This is a genomic window from Clostridium sp. ETTB3 (assembly GCF_053571985.1).
In genome coordinates this window covers 1,471,671-1,488,743 of the sequence record NZ_CP199832.1, presented here as the reverse complement: position 1 = coordinate 1,488,743, position 17,073 = coordinate 1,471,671, and the positions used below count along the sequence as shown (strand labels likewise).

Below are 17,073 nucleotides of genomic sequence, written 5' to 3'. Positions count from 1 at the left end.
ATATAATAGTAGGAGAAAAATAATAAATATTTATTTGAGGTGTTGGCTATGGATACATTTATTCCTAGATATAGATATAAATTTAAAGATGAATTACCACATGATATAAAGTTATCATGGGATTATGTTGTTAATTTGAGTAGAACAAATTCTTTAGAGTTAAACAAAGAAGTTATTTGTGATATTCATGGTAAAGTTGCTAAAGATGAGGCATTAATAGTAGGTGACTTTAGAAAGGGTAACATTGGAATTGCAGGTACTGTTGAATATAAGTGTATTAATTATGAGGATTTAGAGGAAGTATTTAAAGCTGATATAGATAAAATAAATTCTATAGATAATTTACTTGAAAAAGCTATTATACTTAATCTATGGCTATCTTACTGTCAGTTCTTTTATGATGGAAATGAGAGAACAGCTAGACTTTCATCAAACCTTATCCTGTTATCAAATGATATAGGAGTACTTTCTATACCAGCTAGATATAAGGTTGAGTATAATAAATTAATGCTAGATTTTTATGAAACTTTAGAAGCTGATGAAGTAATAAAGTTTATATTAGAAAAATGTATAACGTTTTTTTATGGATTTAACTATAAAAAATATAATGAATTAATCTAAGGTGTTAAAATAAATCCTCTCATACACAGTTAAACTGCAAAAGAGAGGATTTACTTTTAAAAAGGAAACCTTTAAAAAAATTTCATTTATTATTATCTTGTAATCTTAATCTTTATTTTATTTCATAAAAATCTATTTAACTATTTATTATCACTGAAGATATAAAAGAATTTTTTAAAAGCTCTAAATTATAGTCCTACGGACAGTAGCAGTCCACTTTTTCAAAGTTAACAGAGTAGAAGTTTGGCTTACGCCAAACCACTAAAACAAAAGTGCTAACGCACCTTTTATATTTATAATAATATTTTGTTTTGCTTTATTTTTAATTATTATTTTTATTGATTATGTTAGTAACTATTACTATTTAAAAGTGTTATTCCTAATATTACTCATACTATTGAAGCTACTAGTATACTGAAAATTTATACTTTGGGGCCCTTATCCACCACCCGAAATAGTACAGGATATTACCTTTACTATCTAAGGCAATATAAGTCTCTTAAAATGAAGCAAGCATTATATTACCTAAGATAGTAATAGGATTAATCTAGTCCTATTTAGGGTACCCGGTGGGGGCTATTATTTAATATGAAACCTTCCATGCTGGAAGCTCTAAATAAATATAATGGGGCGTGCCCCAAATCCTAGCAGCTAATCTATTTGTGTTAATTTTAACCATTTCTAATCACGAAACTGTGCCCATTTGGACAGGTAGGACAGGTATTCTTCCATTACATATTTTAATGACAAGTAGCCTTACTAGTCCTAAAAATATATAATTCCAAAATACTAGTCCTACTAGTCCACCTTAGACAGGTAAAAAAATCTTACTACTTAAATGACTTTTGGGTACAGGTTGCCTAACTAGTACGCCAAAAGTCATTTATTCTGCAATCTTTTTTTACTAGCCTAAGGAGGGGCTTTTACTTTTATTTAGCAGTCCACTTACAGCTACGCTCACATGGACAGAGTAGAAATAATTTTTTCAAAATTCTAAATTTAATTTTACATATGTAACACTTAAATATTAGTATTTTTTTAAAAGCGTTGAAATATGAGTAACCACTGGAAAACACAGAGTTTTAAAAGAAGAAGTATAAATTATTAATAGTTGATAAAATTGTTTTAATATTACTATAATTTATATATAAATTATAGTAATATTAGTTATATAATGAGAGTAAAGTAATATATAGATAATATAGTCTAAAGTTTGGATGGTGATATTATGAATAACATATTTTTAAAAGAACCTTGGTTAAAATGGGCAATTGAGATACAAAGTATTGCACAATGTGGATTAACATATACAAAAGATATATATGATAAAGAACGATATGAGCAATTAAGAAATATTGCAGCTGAAATGTTAAGCTATAAAACAGATATTCCTATTGGTAAAATAAAAACTTTATTCTGTAATGAAAGTGGTTATCAGACCCCTAAATTAGATACTAGAGCAGTAATTTTTAAAGATGAGAAAATATTACTTGTTCGTGAGAACAACGGATTATGGTCACTACCTGGTGGTTGGGTAGATGTTTTAGAATCAATAGAATCAAATACTATAAAAGAAGTAAAAGAAGAATCTGGGCTTGATGTTACTGCAAAAAGAGTTATTGCTATTCAAGATAGAAATAAACATAATAAACCGTTATATCCTTATGGAGTGTGTAAGGTTTTTGTTGAATGTGAAGTTACTGGTGGAGAATTTATTGAAAATATAGAGACTATAGAGATGAATTATTTTTTAGTTGAAAACCTTCCAAATCTTTCTGAAGAAAAGGTTACATCTAAACAAATCGAAATGTGTTTTGAAGCTAAAAATAATCCAAATTGGCAAGTAATGTTTGACTAATATATAGATGTATTTAAGGGGAGAGATATATGATAAAAGCAGTTATATTTGATTTAGATGGTTTATTAATTGATAGTGAGATAGTTTCATATAAAATCTATAAAGAAATATTAAACCAATTTGGACATAGCTTTTCTATTGAAGAATACGCTCAAAATTTTAGCGGAAAAACAGAAGTTAAGAATGTTACAAATTTAATAGATACATATAATTTACCGTGGACTATTGAGGTAGGATTAGACAACGTATTAAAAGTTGAAGATAAGTTTATTAATGAAGGTATTGATTTAAAGACTGGAGTAAAAAAATTATTAACGTATTTAAAAGATAACAATTTAAAAATTGCTATTGCTTCATCAAGTACAAGAGGTAGAGCATTAACGATATTGAGACAGCATAACATTGTTGAATACTTTGATGAATTTGTATTTGGTAATGAGGTTGAAAAAGGAAAACCAAACCCAGATATTTTCTTAAAAGCTTGTGATAAAATTTCAGTAAATCCAGAAGAGTGCTTAGTTTTAGAAGATAGTGAATCAGGAATTCAATCAGCATATTCAGCTAATATTCCAGTAATATGTATACCAGACATGAAAGTTCCAAATCAATATTATTTGAATATGACAAAAGCAGTATTATCTTCATTAGAAGAAGTTATTTATTATTTATAGAGTAGATTTAATGAACAATTTTAATAAATAACGAACTAAAAGTATAAATGAATTTATAAGTCCTTTTTAAATATATTATTTAAAGCTTTGGTATAATAATGAATATTCCTATAATATCAAGAATATGGATTGTTTTACAGAAATAAATTTTCATAAAACTTTATATTTAATTTTTGAAGAAAATTTCCGCTCTGTCCCATGAGTAGTGGGACTGTAACGTGAAAAGTAATTGCAAGGGGGACTAGCTTTCTAGCAATTGACAAAAAGGTACTAGTAAAGCTACGAGGGCACTGAAAAAGTGCCTTTCGGAATAAAAGACCTAAAAAATTTTTTTAAGACAATTTTTTAGGTCTTTTATGTTATACTTAACTTATAAAATAATGTGGGTGATGTGTATGATAAAAAAGCAAGAAACAATGATTTTAAGTGAATATACAGGAATTTATGATTTAGTTGTTTGGTCTTATGTCAATATTTTGGACACAAAAAGAAGGTTGTTATAAAGACGGAGCTAAGAGTAAAACTTATTCAGTTACTATAAAAAGTGATATACATAAATCGCAGATAGCTTTTCAAGAAAGCGAATATTTTAAAGAAAAGTCTAAAGAGCGTTATAAAATAGAATCAAAAAATAGTGAGTTAAAACATAGACATGGATATGATAAAGCATCATCTTCAGGTTTAATTGGCATGGAAATTCAAGGGGAATTATCAATATTTACAGTAAATATTAAAAGAATATTGAAGATATTAGGATAGAAATATCCTAGTTATTATATAAATAACTAAATAAAAATAGTTAATGAAACTAAAAGCTTCAGCTTCATTAACTATTTTTTACTTTGTGGATAATCGCACTTGAAAAACATTAAGTTTTTCAGTGCCCTCTAAGGCTAGCTGTACTTTTTTGTTAATGCTGATTGCCTGTCCCCCCTTAGCACCGTCTTGTGGTGATATTTACTGGTGTTAATGAGGAGTAGAAGGGCTTCCTGTTCTCTAATTAGCAACTAAGGAAATATTACCGAAAGTGTCCCTGCTGCAAAAAGTGGAGGAGCAAGGTTGCCTGTATACTTTTTGCAGCTATGAAATTAAAGGGAGTTGACACGTTGTATTTAATCACAGACCACAATAATTTTTATGAGAGATACGGATGGAAATTTTTATGTATGCTTCAAGGAGATGGAGAACCTAATATGACAAGAATGTATATTCATAGAGAACGTTAAATTTCAATTTATTTCTTAGTTTAAAGTACTAGTAGTTAATAAAAAGTGACTACATAGATGGATTATAGTGTATAATATCGACAAAGAGATTGAGTTAAACTAAGGTAGGTGAAAGTAATGCCATATAATGTGAAGATTGAATTGGAAAGTTTATTAAAAGAAATAAATCAAGTGGTCAGGGCAAGTTCTATATATTTATTTGGTTCTTATGCGTATGGAGAGCCTACTGAAGATAGTGATCTTGATATATGTATAGTAACTGATGATAAAAGTAAAAGAAAAGTTGAAATAATGAAGCTTATTAGAAAAGCTATAGCTAAAGTTCAAAATATGCCAGTAGATTTATTAATTTATTATAGTGATGAATTCAATGAAAGAGTTAAGTCTAATTGTACATTAGAAAGTAAAATATTTCATCAAGGAGTAAAGCTTTATGGATAATAATAAAATATATACTGAATGGTTTGAATTTGCTAAAAGAGATTTAGAATCAGCTAAATTCTTAATGAATATGCATCCAAGACCTATAGAAATGATATGTTATTATCATTGGTTTGTTATAGTTGAACTATAAACCTTTGAATTACCACTATAGAAATGATATGTTATTATCATTGTGAACAAAGTGCAGAAAAATACTTGAAAGGTTATCTTATTAAATCTGGGAATAAGATTGAAAGAACTCATGATTTAGTATTACTTAACAATAAGTGTAAAGCTATAGATAAAAGTTTCGAGATAATAGAAGATGAATGTATTGAATTAGCACCATATGGAGTACAAGTTAGGTATCCATATCAATTAGATGTTACAGATAATGATATGATAAGTGCCATAAATTGTGCAGAAAAAATAGAAAACTTTGTTAGAGATAAAATAGGTAATTAGGATATTTTACATTATTATTAATTTTCATATTTTAATTTTTTAAAAAAATTTCCACTCTGTTCCATGAGCAATGGGACTGCAACGTGAAAAGTAATTGCGAAGGGGGACTAGCTTTCTAGCAATTGACAAAAAGGTACTAGTAAGGCTACCTGTCTACTTTTTGTAGCAAGGATAAGGTGCGTTGCAAGTTTTAGATTAAAAATAGTTAAAAGATAATAAAATAAATTATGAGCAAAAAGTCTTAAAAGAAAAGAATTAGTTAGTAGGTCATGATATGAAAGTTTTACTGGAAAAGATCATTGGCCCCCAACGGTTACCTGAAAGAGAAATGTTTAATCTGTAGAATTTCTTAGGTTAAAAATGGTTCGGTTCATTTTAAGAAACCTTTTTTGCCTTAGAAATACTAGGTAATAACATGCACTTCTTTTAGGTGTTGGATTAAGGGCCCAAAAAAATATAAAATAATATTATCTAATATGGATATAGCAGTTATAGTAAATAAGGTAATATTGGTAGTAGATATACTGTGCAATAAAGAAATGTATTTACTATATTAAAGCCATGAGGAGTTATAACAATTAAAATAGCAGAATTAATTATAAGTAATATATATTTTTATTTATTACTTTACGAAGTAAAGTTTCCACTTTAGAAAAGCAAATAGGAGCACAGTTTACGTAATATTTAAAGAACATAAATTAAGTATAAGAATTGTAATAGTGTCATGATAAATTGAGGGCTCTTATTTGTGACTAGATAGAATTAACATGATTTGAGCCCATAGGTTTAAGGGAATGGAATTCTCTTTTAAATTCAAGCTTAACAATTAATTCTTTTATCTATTTATAGAATAATATTAGTTGTATTATTTAAAAATTTAAAGAAGAAAGAGTGGTTAGAAATTATAGATAAGTGAATTAATTATTAAGGTTTCATTTGATCAAAATCATGAATAAAGGTAATTAGTTGTAATGAATATATGGATGAAACGATCTTGCAATATTGAACTTAATCATTATCTATTATTACAGGTATAGTGGTGAAATATTAATATTTTTAGTTTCTTTTTAATTTATAATCGAATATATGTTCTGTATAATTATATTATGGGATAAAAAAGGGGGGGCATATAGTGTGAGTAAAAAGCAAAAGGAAATTTTAGAGATTATAAAAACTTTTATTAAGGAAAATGGGTATTCACCAACAATTAGGGAAATATGTAGGATAGCTAATATTAAATCAACAGCATCAGTACATGCTCATATTAAAAAATTAAAGGCTGAAGGTCATATTACAAGTGGAGTAGATATGCCTAGAAGTATTGTTCTTACAAAGAGAGAAAAGAATGTTAAAGTTGTTGTAAATGCTATAGCTTTAATGTGTACAGAGGATAAAGAGTACATATTGCTGCAAGAGAATAAAAATAAACATACTAATGAGAGTATATTTGAATTACCTGGTGGAGTTATTAAAGAAAGTGAAAATGTATATGAATACTTAAGACGTAAATTAAAGGCTAATGGATTTGAAGTAACAAAGATATTTGGTGAAGATAAATGTAATGAATTAAGCTATGAAGAGGAAGTATTGACAGTATTTAAGCCGTTTTGTGTCACCCAAAGCTTTAATGATAATAATTCAATTATTTCTAGTACTATTTTATGTGAAGTAGATAGTGCAAATGTTAAAAATGATAGCAACAAATATGATTTTAAGTGGGTTTGTACTGATGATTTAAGAACTATGCTAGTAGATCAAAATAAAAATATATGTGTTCATAGTGTTGAGGCATTAAAATTATTTTGTAAAGTTTAAAAAAGCTATATTTATTAAGTTAATATATAGAAAAAGAAAAGTTATAGTAGGTGGGTTCTACTATAACTTTTCTCATGTTAGGATTTCTTTTCTTAATTGATTTATTGCTCTATTTTTAATATTTACCGTTGTAGGATAATTAATGTTATTATTTTTTGAGTATTCCTTAAGAGAGCCATTATTTATAAGTGTAAAATTAAGTATATCCTTATGCTGCTGTGGTAGTTTGTCTATATATTTATAAAGGTTTTTTGCTAGTATACTGTCAGTAACTTGTACATCTACTGGTTCATTGTTTGATGGTAGGACATGCTCTAAGGTTCCATTTAATATTAATGCCTCAGAGCCTTCACATGAGCTTCTATTACAAGTCTTTTTTATTAGATAATTAATGTTATTTTTAATTGCCATGGTAGCATAAGCAACAAATCTCTTTTTATCTAAGTCATAAATCTTGATGCATTTTAGTAATGTAGCATAACATTCATGCTCTATATCAGAAAAGTCATATCCATGGACAAAGGTTCTTTTTGAGATATTTAATATCATAGGTCTAAATTCTTTGAAAATAATTTCCTTAGATGATACATCTCCATTTTTAGCTTTAGCAACTAAAGATTCTATATAATTAAAATTCATAAAAAATTACCCCCTTTCTTAGTATATATGGTTTTAAGCCATATATTTTAATTGGAGGTGAAATTTCATGAAAGAAATTATATTAGCAATAGACATTGGACATAATGTTCCTTATGATACAGGAGCAGTGGGAATACGTAGGGAGGATGATCTAAATAGGTTGGTTGGAAATTCTTTAATAAGTAAGCTTAGGGAAAGAGGGATTACGGTTGTGAATTGTACGCCTAATACTGCTAAAAGCCTTAATGATTCATTGTACCAAAGAGTAATTACAGCAAATAACTGCGGTGTAACATTGTTTGTATCAATACATCATAATGCATGCCATGGTGGATATGGAGCAGAGGTTTTATGTATTAAAGATAATCACCAAGATGGATTATCAACAAAGATAGGAGAAGCTATCTTAAATGAATTAGCTTCAATTGGACTTAAAAACAGAGGCGTAAAGGATAGAAGGGACTTATATGTCATTAATAATACTTCAATGCCTGCATTACTTGTTGAATGTGCCTTTGTTGATAGTAGTTCAGATATGAAAAACTATAATCCAGAAAATACTGCAGCTACAATATACAAAGGAATATGTACAGCTCTTGCTATATCAGAAGATCAACAACCTAGTACTAATGATGAAGAGTATTATATTGTTAAATATGGAGATACATTATGGGCAATAAGTAGAAGATTCAACACTACTGTAGAAAGGTTGGTAGCACTAAATAATATAGCGGATAGAAATTTAATTCATGTTGGACAGAAATTAAGGGTAAAGTAAAACTAAAGTGGAGAAAAGGTTTATGTATTAAGGTACATAAGCCTTTTGTTATTTAAGAGAATAAAAGAAAAATAGTGTTATTAAATTGTTTAAGTAACCTTAATATGTGATATAATATATTTACTAATTTTTAGATAAAACAAATTAAGGGCGGTATAAACATGGCTAATTCAAATAATTTTACGAAACAGAATATACTTGATGCAGTTAAATATATTGATAAGAATGGTATTCCAGATAAAAATAAAAGTGCAAAATATGAATTTGCTTTTGATTCAGGCAAAAAGTACCCAGCTAAATATGTAATTTCTGTGGCAAATCATCTGGTTAATAACGTAGATATTTCAAATGAAGAATTTAATGATATAGAAGCTAGGAATATATTAATGGGATTGGATTTTGTGATAGAAACAAGACAAGAAAAGTTTACATTAATAATTACTGCTAATGAAGTTATATCAAGTGATGAACGTTTTACAATGGACAATCTTGGACTTGGAGATAACTATAAACCACTAGATACATATTTTAAGAATTCTTCAGGTGATATAATTAGGCGAAAGTACACTAAAGGTGAAAAAAAGAGCTCTAATCAAACAATGCCACGATTGGCTTGTCAGATTTTTGAAGAGTCTCTAGTAGCTTTATCTGAAGAGGAAAAAGTAAACTTTCCTATTTGTCAATATACTCCAGAGTCTGAATTAATTCGAGGGATTTTTTCTAGCGTTGAAGAATTCAAGAAATATAGAAATTCAATTGAATATTTCAGATATAAGTATGGGGATGAAAAACTACTTGTTAGTTATTGTTGGAATATCTTTTCAACTATTATATTTGTTAAAGAATGCTTAAAGCGTTTTGGGAAAGAAGGCGATCAATTTGTTCTTACGTATCGTGAAAAAGATAAAAAAGAAGTTGATCAACTTGTAAATGAAAAATTGACAGATAAAGATGATGTAATAGAGTCTAATGGTTATATGAATCCATATTCTAATCAATTAATAGAATCTAAGAATATTATTTTACGTGGAGCACCAGGGACGGGTAAATCATATTTAGCAAAAGAGATTGCTGCTGATATCATTAGTAATGGCTACTTTGATAATTATACGTTACTTACCGATGAACAAAAAAAGCAAATTGAATTTGTTCAGTTCCATCCGAGTTACGATTACTCTGATTTTGTAGAAGGTTTAAGGCCTAAAGCAAATGATGATGGCTCTATGGGGTTCGAACTTCGAGATGGCATATTTAAAAAATTTGTAGCAAGGGCAAAGAAAAACTTTTATGATTCTCAAAAATCTGAAGAAGTTATTGAGAAAGAAGCATCAGTTCAAGCAATAATGACAGATTATTTTTCAGAACTTGAATTTGGAGTGGATGAACTAAAAATTGCCCGTGGCACTAAATTTTATATTACTAGTGTTGATGATAAACACATCAACATTTCAATTCCTGAAAATAATGTATCAAATAAGCTGAGTTTAAATATTAAAGAATTAAGAGAAATGTTAGAGTCAGGACAAGAATTTACACAAGTAAAAGATGTTACCAAATTCTTTGGAAAGAATAATGCTACTCAAGGATACTCGTATAATTTAGCCATTTTTAATGCAATCAAAGCAAAGAAAACAACAATATCAAAGACAGTAACTAAGCAAGAACAATTAAAAAAGTACATTTTTATAATTGATGAAATTAATCGTGGTGAAATTTCTAAAATATTTGGTGAGTTATTTTTCTCTATAGATCCTGGATATCGTGGACTAGCTGGTGAAGTATCCACTCAATATGCAAACTTACATGAAGATCCTGATGAAAAATTCTTTATTCCAGATAATGTTTATATCATCGGCACAATGAATGATATTGACCGATCTGTTGATAGTTTTGACTTTGCTATGCGTCGTCGTTTTAGATTTATTGAAATTAAAGCTGACGAACGTTTGGAAATGTTGGATGCTTTAGGGGAAAAAAAAGAAGAAGCAATTCGTCGTATGACTGCTCTAAATAGTGAAATATCAAAAGTTGAAGATCTCAATGAAAACTACCATATTGGAGGAGCATATTTCTTAAAATTAAAAACTTTAAGTTTTGACCAGCTGTGGACTGATTACCTTCAACCTTTACTTCAAGATTATGTGAGAGGTATGTATGACGAAGATATCATTATGAAAAAATTTGAAAAGGCTTATGAGAATGTACTACCTAGAGTAGGTGATGGCAATGACGGAATTCAAGATTAAAGACAATACAACTATTAGTAAATATGATTTTGATGAAGTAAGGCTAATAACAAAAAAAGTTTTAGATAAGACACTTGGCCAGCTTGAAAAAGAAGGAGTATTTGTTTTTCCTGAACTTTTAAAAGATGCTGAGGATATCACTAAAGAACAGATAATTTTACAAAGTGTTAATGATTGTTATCGTTCAAGTAATGTTATGGGGTTTTTAGGATATGGCAAGGAACGTCTTATAATTAAATCACGCTTTTCAACTGTGGAAAACGATTATTTCTTTCAATATCTAATTGAAAATGTATTGGAGATACCTAATGTTTTAGATTTAAATACGGATGCTAACCAAGATAACCGATTGTTTAATTTGTTGTTATTTCTATTTCCATATTACTTAAAAATAGCGATGAGGAAAGGCTTATTTAAAACATATATACGGAGTCAATATAATGATGGGAACGTTAAAGGAACAGTTGATATTGCTCGTCATATTAGAGATAATACCCCTTTTACTGGCAAAATTGCATATAACCAACGAGAATTTTCTTACGATAACTCTATAATGGAATTAATCAGACATACTATTGAGTTCATTAAGAAGAGGCCATATGGAAATAATGTGTTACGAAAAGCTAAAGATGAAGTTTCAGTGGTAATTCAAGCAACAAATAATTATGAGTATTATGATAGAAGGAAAATCATAATTAAAAACAAGAAGAAACCTATTAGTCATGCGTATTATCATGAGTATAGGAATTTACAACGTTTATGTATAATGATTTTACAACAAGAGAAGCATCAAATTGGTTCAGGGATGACTAAAATTCATGGTATTCTCTTTGATGGTTCATGGCTATGGGAAGAATATATCAATACATTGATTGGGAATAACTTTTATCATCCAATGAACAAAGGTAGAAAAGGAGCACAGAGATTATTTGATGGTAATATTGGACTTATTTATCCTGACTTTATTAGTAGAAATGCTACCAATCGGATAATTGCTGATGCTAAGTATAAACCATTGGGTAACATTGGAAATAAGGATTATCTTCAAGTATTAGCCTACATGTTTAGGTTTGATGCTAAGAAAGGTTTATACTTGTATCCCGAAAATGGTAAAGTAGAAAATCAATTATTAAAAATGAATCGTGGATTGACATATGAAGATAATGTAGAACCAAGAACTGACATTCAAATAATTAAATGTGGATTGAAAATACCAACTGATGCAAAAGACTACGATGAATTTAAGCATAAGATAAAGACTAGTGAGGTAGCCTTTATCAATCAGTTAAAAATATACAGTTGTGATATAAAGGATAATTGAATCTAATGAAGAGTACATAAGGCTATATAGAGGCTATATTGAAATTTATGTTAAGGATAAAAATAATACTAACAAGAAAAAAGAATTACTTAAAAAATGGTATCAAGAGAAAGCAAAAAAGAAGTTTGCAGAATTAGTACATGAATATGAACAGATAGTAAAAGAAGAGGTCAATAATATTAGAGTTATAACAATGCAAACAAGATGGGGTAGCTGTAATGTTGAAAGAAAAAATATTAATCTAAATTTAGAGTTAATTAAAAAGCCACGTTATTGTATTGAATATGTAATACTTCATGAGTTGGCACACTTAAAGTATCCTAATCATAGTAAACAGTTCTGGGATTATATGAGTGTTCATATGCCTAACTGGGAGTGGAGAAAAAATAAGTTAGAGTCAATAAATTAAATATTATATAAATAAAAAATAAATAGAAGAATATATTAGATTTACATTAAGGGATGAGAGATATGTATGAATTAATAACACAAAATGAAGCAAATAGAATTAAGCAGATATTAAATGAAACTGGATTAAAAGAAGATATTAATATAGAAGTATTAAATGGTAAATATAAAATTAATGCTTTTAATATTACAGAGAGCTATAAATCAGAACATTATGGATATAACATGAATGAATTTTACTTAATGGACAATCATAATAAGTATAATGTTTTAGAATATAAAAATAAATTGTATGAAGTTTTTGTAAATTTTGGAAAGTGGGGATATAAAACAAGATTGAATAACACCCACATTACAGTGGGTTCATCTAAATCCAATGACTATAGTTTTCAATTAGAATTATCTCAAGCTATTAAAGATAAAGAAAATCTTTATATTGTAAAAAATATATCCAATTTAGCTGGTAATGGAGCTTTGGTTAGATTATATAGAGGTTTAGGTAAGGATAGAGCTAAAAAGGAAAAGAGAAGAGAAAGATTTGTAGAAGAGTTTAATAGTGAAATATTAAAATATGAAGGTAAAGAGTGGATAGTTATATCAAAGATATCATTAAAGGATTTATTTGATGATAATAAGGATAAGGATATTTTTTATGATTTATTAATTTCAATATTAAAGGCAATGCTTTTAGTAGAAGGAATTGGAGGTATAGAGATATAAAATTATGGCGGATATAAAATATGAAATAAAAGAAACAGTTGGTGTTATAGCTGAGTCAGCTAAAGGCTGGAAAAAAGAGTTAAATCTTATTAGTTGGAATGGAAAAGACGCTAAATATGATTTAAGAGAATGGGCACCAGATCATGAGAAGATGGGTAAAGGTGTTACATTAAGTAATAATGAATTAAAAGCATTAAAAGAGTTGCTGAATAGTATAGATATATAGAGTGTAAAGGTAGGTAATTTACAATTATGTGTAAATTATCTATCTTTTTTATTTGAGCACTAATAGTATAAACATAAAAAGTTAATATTTGAAAAAAATGAAAATATAGGTAAAATTTAATTATTGGCTATTATAGTAGGAAGATGTTAGAGTGCGGGGATTAATAACAATGAACAAAAAATAGAAGATATTGAGTTTGAATTTAAAGATTATGAAAATCAAATTACTTATGAAGAAATATTAGAAGTTTAGACGATTTTAAATTATTGAGATAAAAGAAAAAGAAATTGTTTTAGATCTTGAAGAGGAGTTTGCTAATAAAAAAAGGATTGCACTATTTAAATTATGCTTTTAAAAATATTACTTCATTTTTAAAAGGGGGAGTGTATAAATGTTAGAAAATCTAACGTTGATAGATATAGAAAAAGAGTTAAGTAATAAACTAAAAGAGTGTGAGTTAGTAAGTGATTTACGATTAACATATCAGGATTTTTGTATTTTAATCAACTCATTAATTTATTGTACATAGGGTTACTCATATTTCTTAACCCTTATATATCAAAGCCTTTATGGCCAAGATTTTTTATATCACTCAAATTTTTCAGTATCATTTTTGATCCTTTGGATAAAACTAATAGCATATACATAAACTAATTAGTTGCACTAACGGAGGTTAAAAAAATGATAACAAGACAAGAGATATTTAACATAGTTAATCTATTTACTTCACAATCAACAATTAATTTTTACGAAAACATATTTGATAATTTAGATTTATCATTTATACCTGAATTTATTGAATCAAAACGTGGACCAAAAGGCTATTCACGTCACGCTCTTACTAGAGCGTTTGTTGTTATGAACTGTGAACATTTTAGAGAAATAACTCTACTTTGTGATTTTTTAAATACTAATTTAAAAATTGCTCAATTATGCGGATTTGACATTACTAAACCATTACCTTCTTATAGCGTTTACCAACGTTTTATTCATGATATTGATAATAATTTACTAAAGGAAATAATGAAATCACAAGTAAATGAACTTATAAAATTAGATGCCATAGATAACTCAATAGTATCTGTAGATTCAACCCCTATAAAAGCAAATACAAAGTATAATAATCCAAAATGTTTTTCTAAAAATAAATTTTCTAATGAAAAACATCCTAAATCAGATAAGGACTGTAAATTAGGAGTCCACACTGCAAATAATGAAGATTAAAAAAAGAATTATACTTTTTATTGGGGTTATAAAAATTTAATAATGTGTGATGCAAAATCAGGATTGCCAATTTATGAAGTAACTCTTACAGGCGAAAAAGCTGATGTTTCAAGTCTAATTAATTTTTTAGATAAAATAAATTCTTGGTTTAGCTTAAAAAATTCCAAAATTCTCGCTGATAAAGGTTTTGATTCTAAAGCAAACTATAATTACATAAAAGATGTTTTACATTCTGAAGCTTTTATTGCTAAAAATAAACGTAACAGCAAAACTGTTGAAACTATTTCTTGCGGTAACCCGCTATGCGAAGCAGGTTTAGCAATGCATAAAGACGGTAAGCAATACCTAAAAGGTTCAATAAAACAAAAATTTTGTTGTCCATTTAGAACATCAAAAGATGATTCTAAATGCCCTTGTAATCACCCTAAATATAATAATGGTCATAAAAATAGAGGATGTATAAAATATAAATCTATCAGTACAGACTATAGATCAACTGTCGATGATACATCAGATTATTTTAAACTATACTATTCAAAGAGAACTGAATCAGAACGCTACAATTCACGATTTAAGAATCTTAATCTTGAAAATGCCTCTGTTAGAAATATTTCTTCCATATCTAACCTAAATACCTTAGGTCACATATGCCTTTTAACAGTTGCTATTGCTGCAATTGTTAATAAAAAGGAAGATAAGATTTGTTCTCTAAGCAAGCTTAAACGAGCTAGTTAACTCTTTAACAACCTAATATTTTACATTTTATTATCCTCATAGGGATAGTCTGCCCTTTTTTAGGTCACTTTATTACTAATAATCCTAATTTTCCTATTTTTTCATCTCTAATTAATATTCACTTTTTAAAAGATCAATTATGCTCATCTCTAATTGTACAAAAAAAAGACTCTATATAGATACTCTTTTTTTGAGTGTCTACTATATAGGGTCCATTTTAAATGCTTGCAACCTCCTTTTTTTGCATAAAAATTGCTAAGTACCAAGAAATATTATACAATATATATAAAAAAGGTAAAAGGAGTAAAACTTTGATATATAATGTTATACCAGATAAATTTTTTTCACCATTAGCATCACCAAATAAAAAAGTTTATGCAGATTGTATTTTTCTAATATATAAACTTATGAATAGCCAGTTAGCTTTTGGTATAGAAAGAGATTTAATTATAGATTGTTTGATGGATTATTTTAATGAACATCAAGAAGAACTTGTAGATGAAGATGATATTAAAAATATAAAAAGTAGTAGAGATAAAGCAGGTCTCATACTTAGAAAGTTATATGAATATGGATGGGTAGACCAAGAGCAAACAAAGAATTATGAGCAAATTATAAGTTTACAAGACTATGCTATTGAAATTATAAAAACTTTAGATAATTTAGTTAATAATAAAAAATTAGAATATGAAGGATATATTTCTACTATCTATACATTAATTAGAAGCGTTAATATAAATAAAGGTATTATGATTACTCAAGTATATGAAAATACTGATAAGTTAATTGTTGGATTAAAAAGCTTAAACGCTAATATTAAAAAGTATATTAATGAACTTACTAAACATAAAACAGTTAAAGAAATAATGTCGGCATTGTTAGATGATTATAGATCAAATATAGTAGATAAGGCGTACCATAGACTAATAACTTCTGACAATGTATCAAGGTATAGACCAAAGATTATTGAATATCTTAAGGACTTTCTTAATAATTCAGATTACATAAATGAAGCAGCAGAAGATATAGGAAATAGAGAGGAAATTGAACTTCAAGCTGCAATAGAAAAAACAAGAGATTATATTCAAAATGTAATAAATATCTTTAACGATATAGACTTAATTATTGAAGATATAAACAAAAAAAATTCTCAATATCAAAAATCAGCATTAAATAGAGCGAAATTTTTACTATCAAATACAGAGGATTTAACAGGACAAATAAAGTCAATACTTCAATATGTAACAGATGAAGTTATTCAGGAGGATACTAATCTAAAAGCTATATATGAGATTGAAATAATTGATGAATTATTTAAGGTATTTAATCAAGGCTTTGTAGATAACGAATCCTTAAAGGCTCCTTTTGAAGGCAAAAGGGATTTTAAAGCAGATTCTATTGAAATTATAGAAATTGATATTAAAGAAAGAGAAGAAAAAATGAAAAAAATTAAGGAAAAAATGAATTCTTCAATGAATGCTAAAAATATTGAAAAAGAGGTTTTAAAACTCTTAGGTGAGAAAGATGTTATTGTTGCATCTAAATTAGATTTAAAAGAAGAGACAGATTTTATTAAGTTAATTTACATTAGGTTATATGGAAATAGAGATAGCTCTAAGTACAAGATAAAGCCTTTAGAAAGACAAGTAATAGTTCATGGAGCTAAATTTAATGATTTTGAGATATGGAGGAAATAA

16 protein-coding genes and 2 pseudogenes are annotated in these 17,073 nt (G+C 27.7%); 17 read left to right on the top strand and 1 reads right to left on the bottom strand.

Going from position 1 to position 17,073, the window contains the following annotated elements; all coding sequences use genetic code 11:
* Positions 1-48: 48 nt before the first annotated feature.
* From ACUN06_RS07295 to ACUN06_RS07260, 8 genes and pseudogenes are all read left to right on the top strand, one after another.
* Positions 49-621, top strand: coding sequence for a Fic family protein (locus tag ACUN06_RS07295; RefSeq protein WP_449389551.1), 573 nt, complete (start codon positions 49-51; stop codon positions 619-621).
* A gap of 1,228 nt (positions 622-1,849) precedes the next feature.
* Positions 1,850-2,479: an NUDIX hydrolase N-terminal domain-containing protein gene (locus ACUN06_RS07290; protein ID WP_291736933.1), complete on the top strand. Its 630-nt coding sequence runs from the start codon at positions 1,850-1,852 to the stop codon at positions 2,477-2,479.
* Between the two features lie 29 nt (positions 2,480-2,508).
* Positions 2,509-3,150, top strand: a complete 642-nt coding sequence (locus ACUN06_RS07285; protein ID WP_449389550.1) for an HAD family hydrolase — start codon at positions 2,509-2,511, stop codon at positions 3,148-3,150.
* Positions 3,151-3,636: 486 nt separating this feature from the next.
* Positions 3,637-3,909: pseudogene (locus ACUN06_RS07280) on the top strand (transposase); the annotation flags it as partial.
* 584 nt (positions 3,910-4,493) lie between these two features.
* Entirely contained in the window at positions 4,494-4,817 is a 324-nt protein-coding gene (locus tag ACUN06_RS07275) for a nucleotidyltransferase domain-containing protein (RefSeq protein WP_294126233.1), read from the top strand.
* Entirely contained in the window at positions 4,810-4,950 is a 141-nt protein-coding gene (locus ACUN06_RS07270; protein WP_449389549.1) for a hypothetical protein, read from the top strand. The genes ACUN06_RS07275 and ACUN06_RS07270 overlap by 8 nt, the downstream gene beginning before the upstream one ends.
* A gap of 23 nt (positions 4,951-4,973) precedes the next feature.
* Entirely contained in the window at positions 4,974-5,264 is a 291-nt protein-coding gene (locus ACUN06_RS07265) for a HEPN domain-containing protein (RefSeq protein ID WP_449389548.1), read from the top strand.
* Between the two features lie 1,134 nt (positions 5,265-6,398).
* Positions 6,399-7,079: a LexA family protein gene (locus ACUN06_RS07260; protein ID WP_449389547.1), complete on the top strand. Its 681-nt coding sequence runs from the start codon at positions 6,399-6,401 to the stop codon at positions 7,077-7,079.
* A 72-nt stretch (positions 7,080-7,151) separates the two neighbouring features.
* Here ACUN06_RS07260 and ACUN06_RS07255 read toward each other — a convergent pair whose 3' ends face one another.
* The gene (locus tag ACUN06_RS07255) at positions 7,152-7,718 is read right to left on the bottom strand and encodes a sigma-70 family RNA polymerase sigma factor (protein ID WP_302659952.1); all 567 of its coding nucleotides are present in this window, start codon (positions 7,716-7,718) and stop codon (positions 7,152-7,154) included.
* 67 nt (positions 7,719-7,785) lie between these two features.
* Here ACUN06_RS07255 and ACUN06_RS07250 point away from each other — a divergent pair, with 67 nt between their 5' ends.
* From ACUN06_RS07250 to ACUN06_RS07210, 9 genes and pseudogenes are all read left to right on the top strand, one after another.
* Positions 7,786-8,496 carry an N-acetylmuramoyl-L-alanine amidase gene (locus ACUN06_RS07250; protein WP_449389546.1) on the top strand — a complete coding sequence of 237 codons (711 nt, stop codon included), beginning with the start codon at positions 7,786-7,788 and terminating at the stop codon, positions 8,494-8,496.
* A 161-nt stretch (positions 8,497-8,657) separates the two neighbouring features.
* Entirely contained in the window at positions 8,658-10,742 is a 2,085-nt protein-coding gene (locus ACUN06_RS07245) for an McrB family protein (RefSeq protein WP_449389545.1), read from the top strand.
* Positions 10,717-12,063 (top strand): 5-methylcytosine restriction system specificity protein McrC, encoded by a 1,347-nt coding sequence (locus tag ACUN06_RS07240; RefSeq protein WP_302740562.1) that lies wholly within the window; start codon positions 10,717-10,719, stop codon positions 12,061-12,063. The genes ACUN06_RS07245 and ACUN06_RS07240 overlap by 26 nt, the downstream gene beginning before the upstream one ends.
* Positions 12,056-12,472, top strand: coding sequence for a M48 family metallopeptidase (locus ACUN06_RS07235; RefSeq protein ID WP_449390260.1), 417 nt, complete (start codon positions 12,056-12,058; stop codon positions 12,470-12,472). Before ACUN06_RS07240 ends, ACUN06_RS07235 begins: the two co-directional genes overlap by 8 nt.
* Before the next feature lie 62 nt (positions 12,473-12,534).
* Positions 12,535-13,191: a hypothetical protein gene (locus tag ACUN06_RS07230; protein ID WP_449389544.1), complete on the top strand. Its 657-nt coding sequence runs from the start codon at positions 12,535-12,537 to the stop codon at positions 13,189-13,191.
* A 4-nt stretch (positions 13,192-13,195) separates the two neighbouring features.
* Positions 13,196-13,417, top strand: coding sequence for a YdbC family protein (locus ACUN06_RS07225; RefSeq protein WP_449389543.1), 222 nt, complete (start codon positions 13,196-13,198; stop codon positions 13,415-13,417).
* Positions 13,418-14,098: 681 nt separating this feature from the next.
* A complete protein-coding gene (locus tag ACUN06_RS07220; protein WP_449389542.1) occupies positions 14,099-14,641 on the top strand; it encodes a transposase in 543 nt (180 codons plus the stop codon).
* 30 nt (positions 14,642-14,671) lie between these two features.
* Positions 14,672-15,376 (top strand): annotated as a pseudogene (locus ACUN06_RS07215) (transposase); the annotation flags it as partial.
* Between the two features lie 311 nt (positions 15,377-15,687).
* Positions 15,688-17,073 (top strand): Wadjet anti-phage system protein JetA family protein, encoded by a 1,386-nt coding sequence (locus ACUN06_RS07210; RefSeq protein ID WP_449389541.1) that lies wholly within the window; start codon positions 15,688-15,690, stop codon positions 17,071-17,073.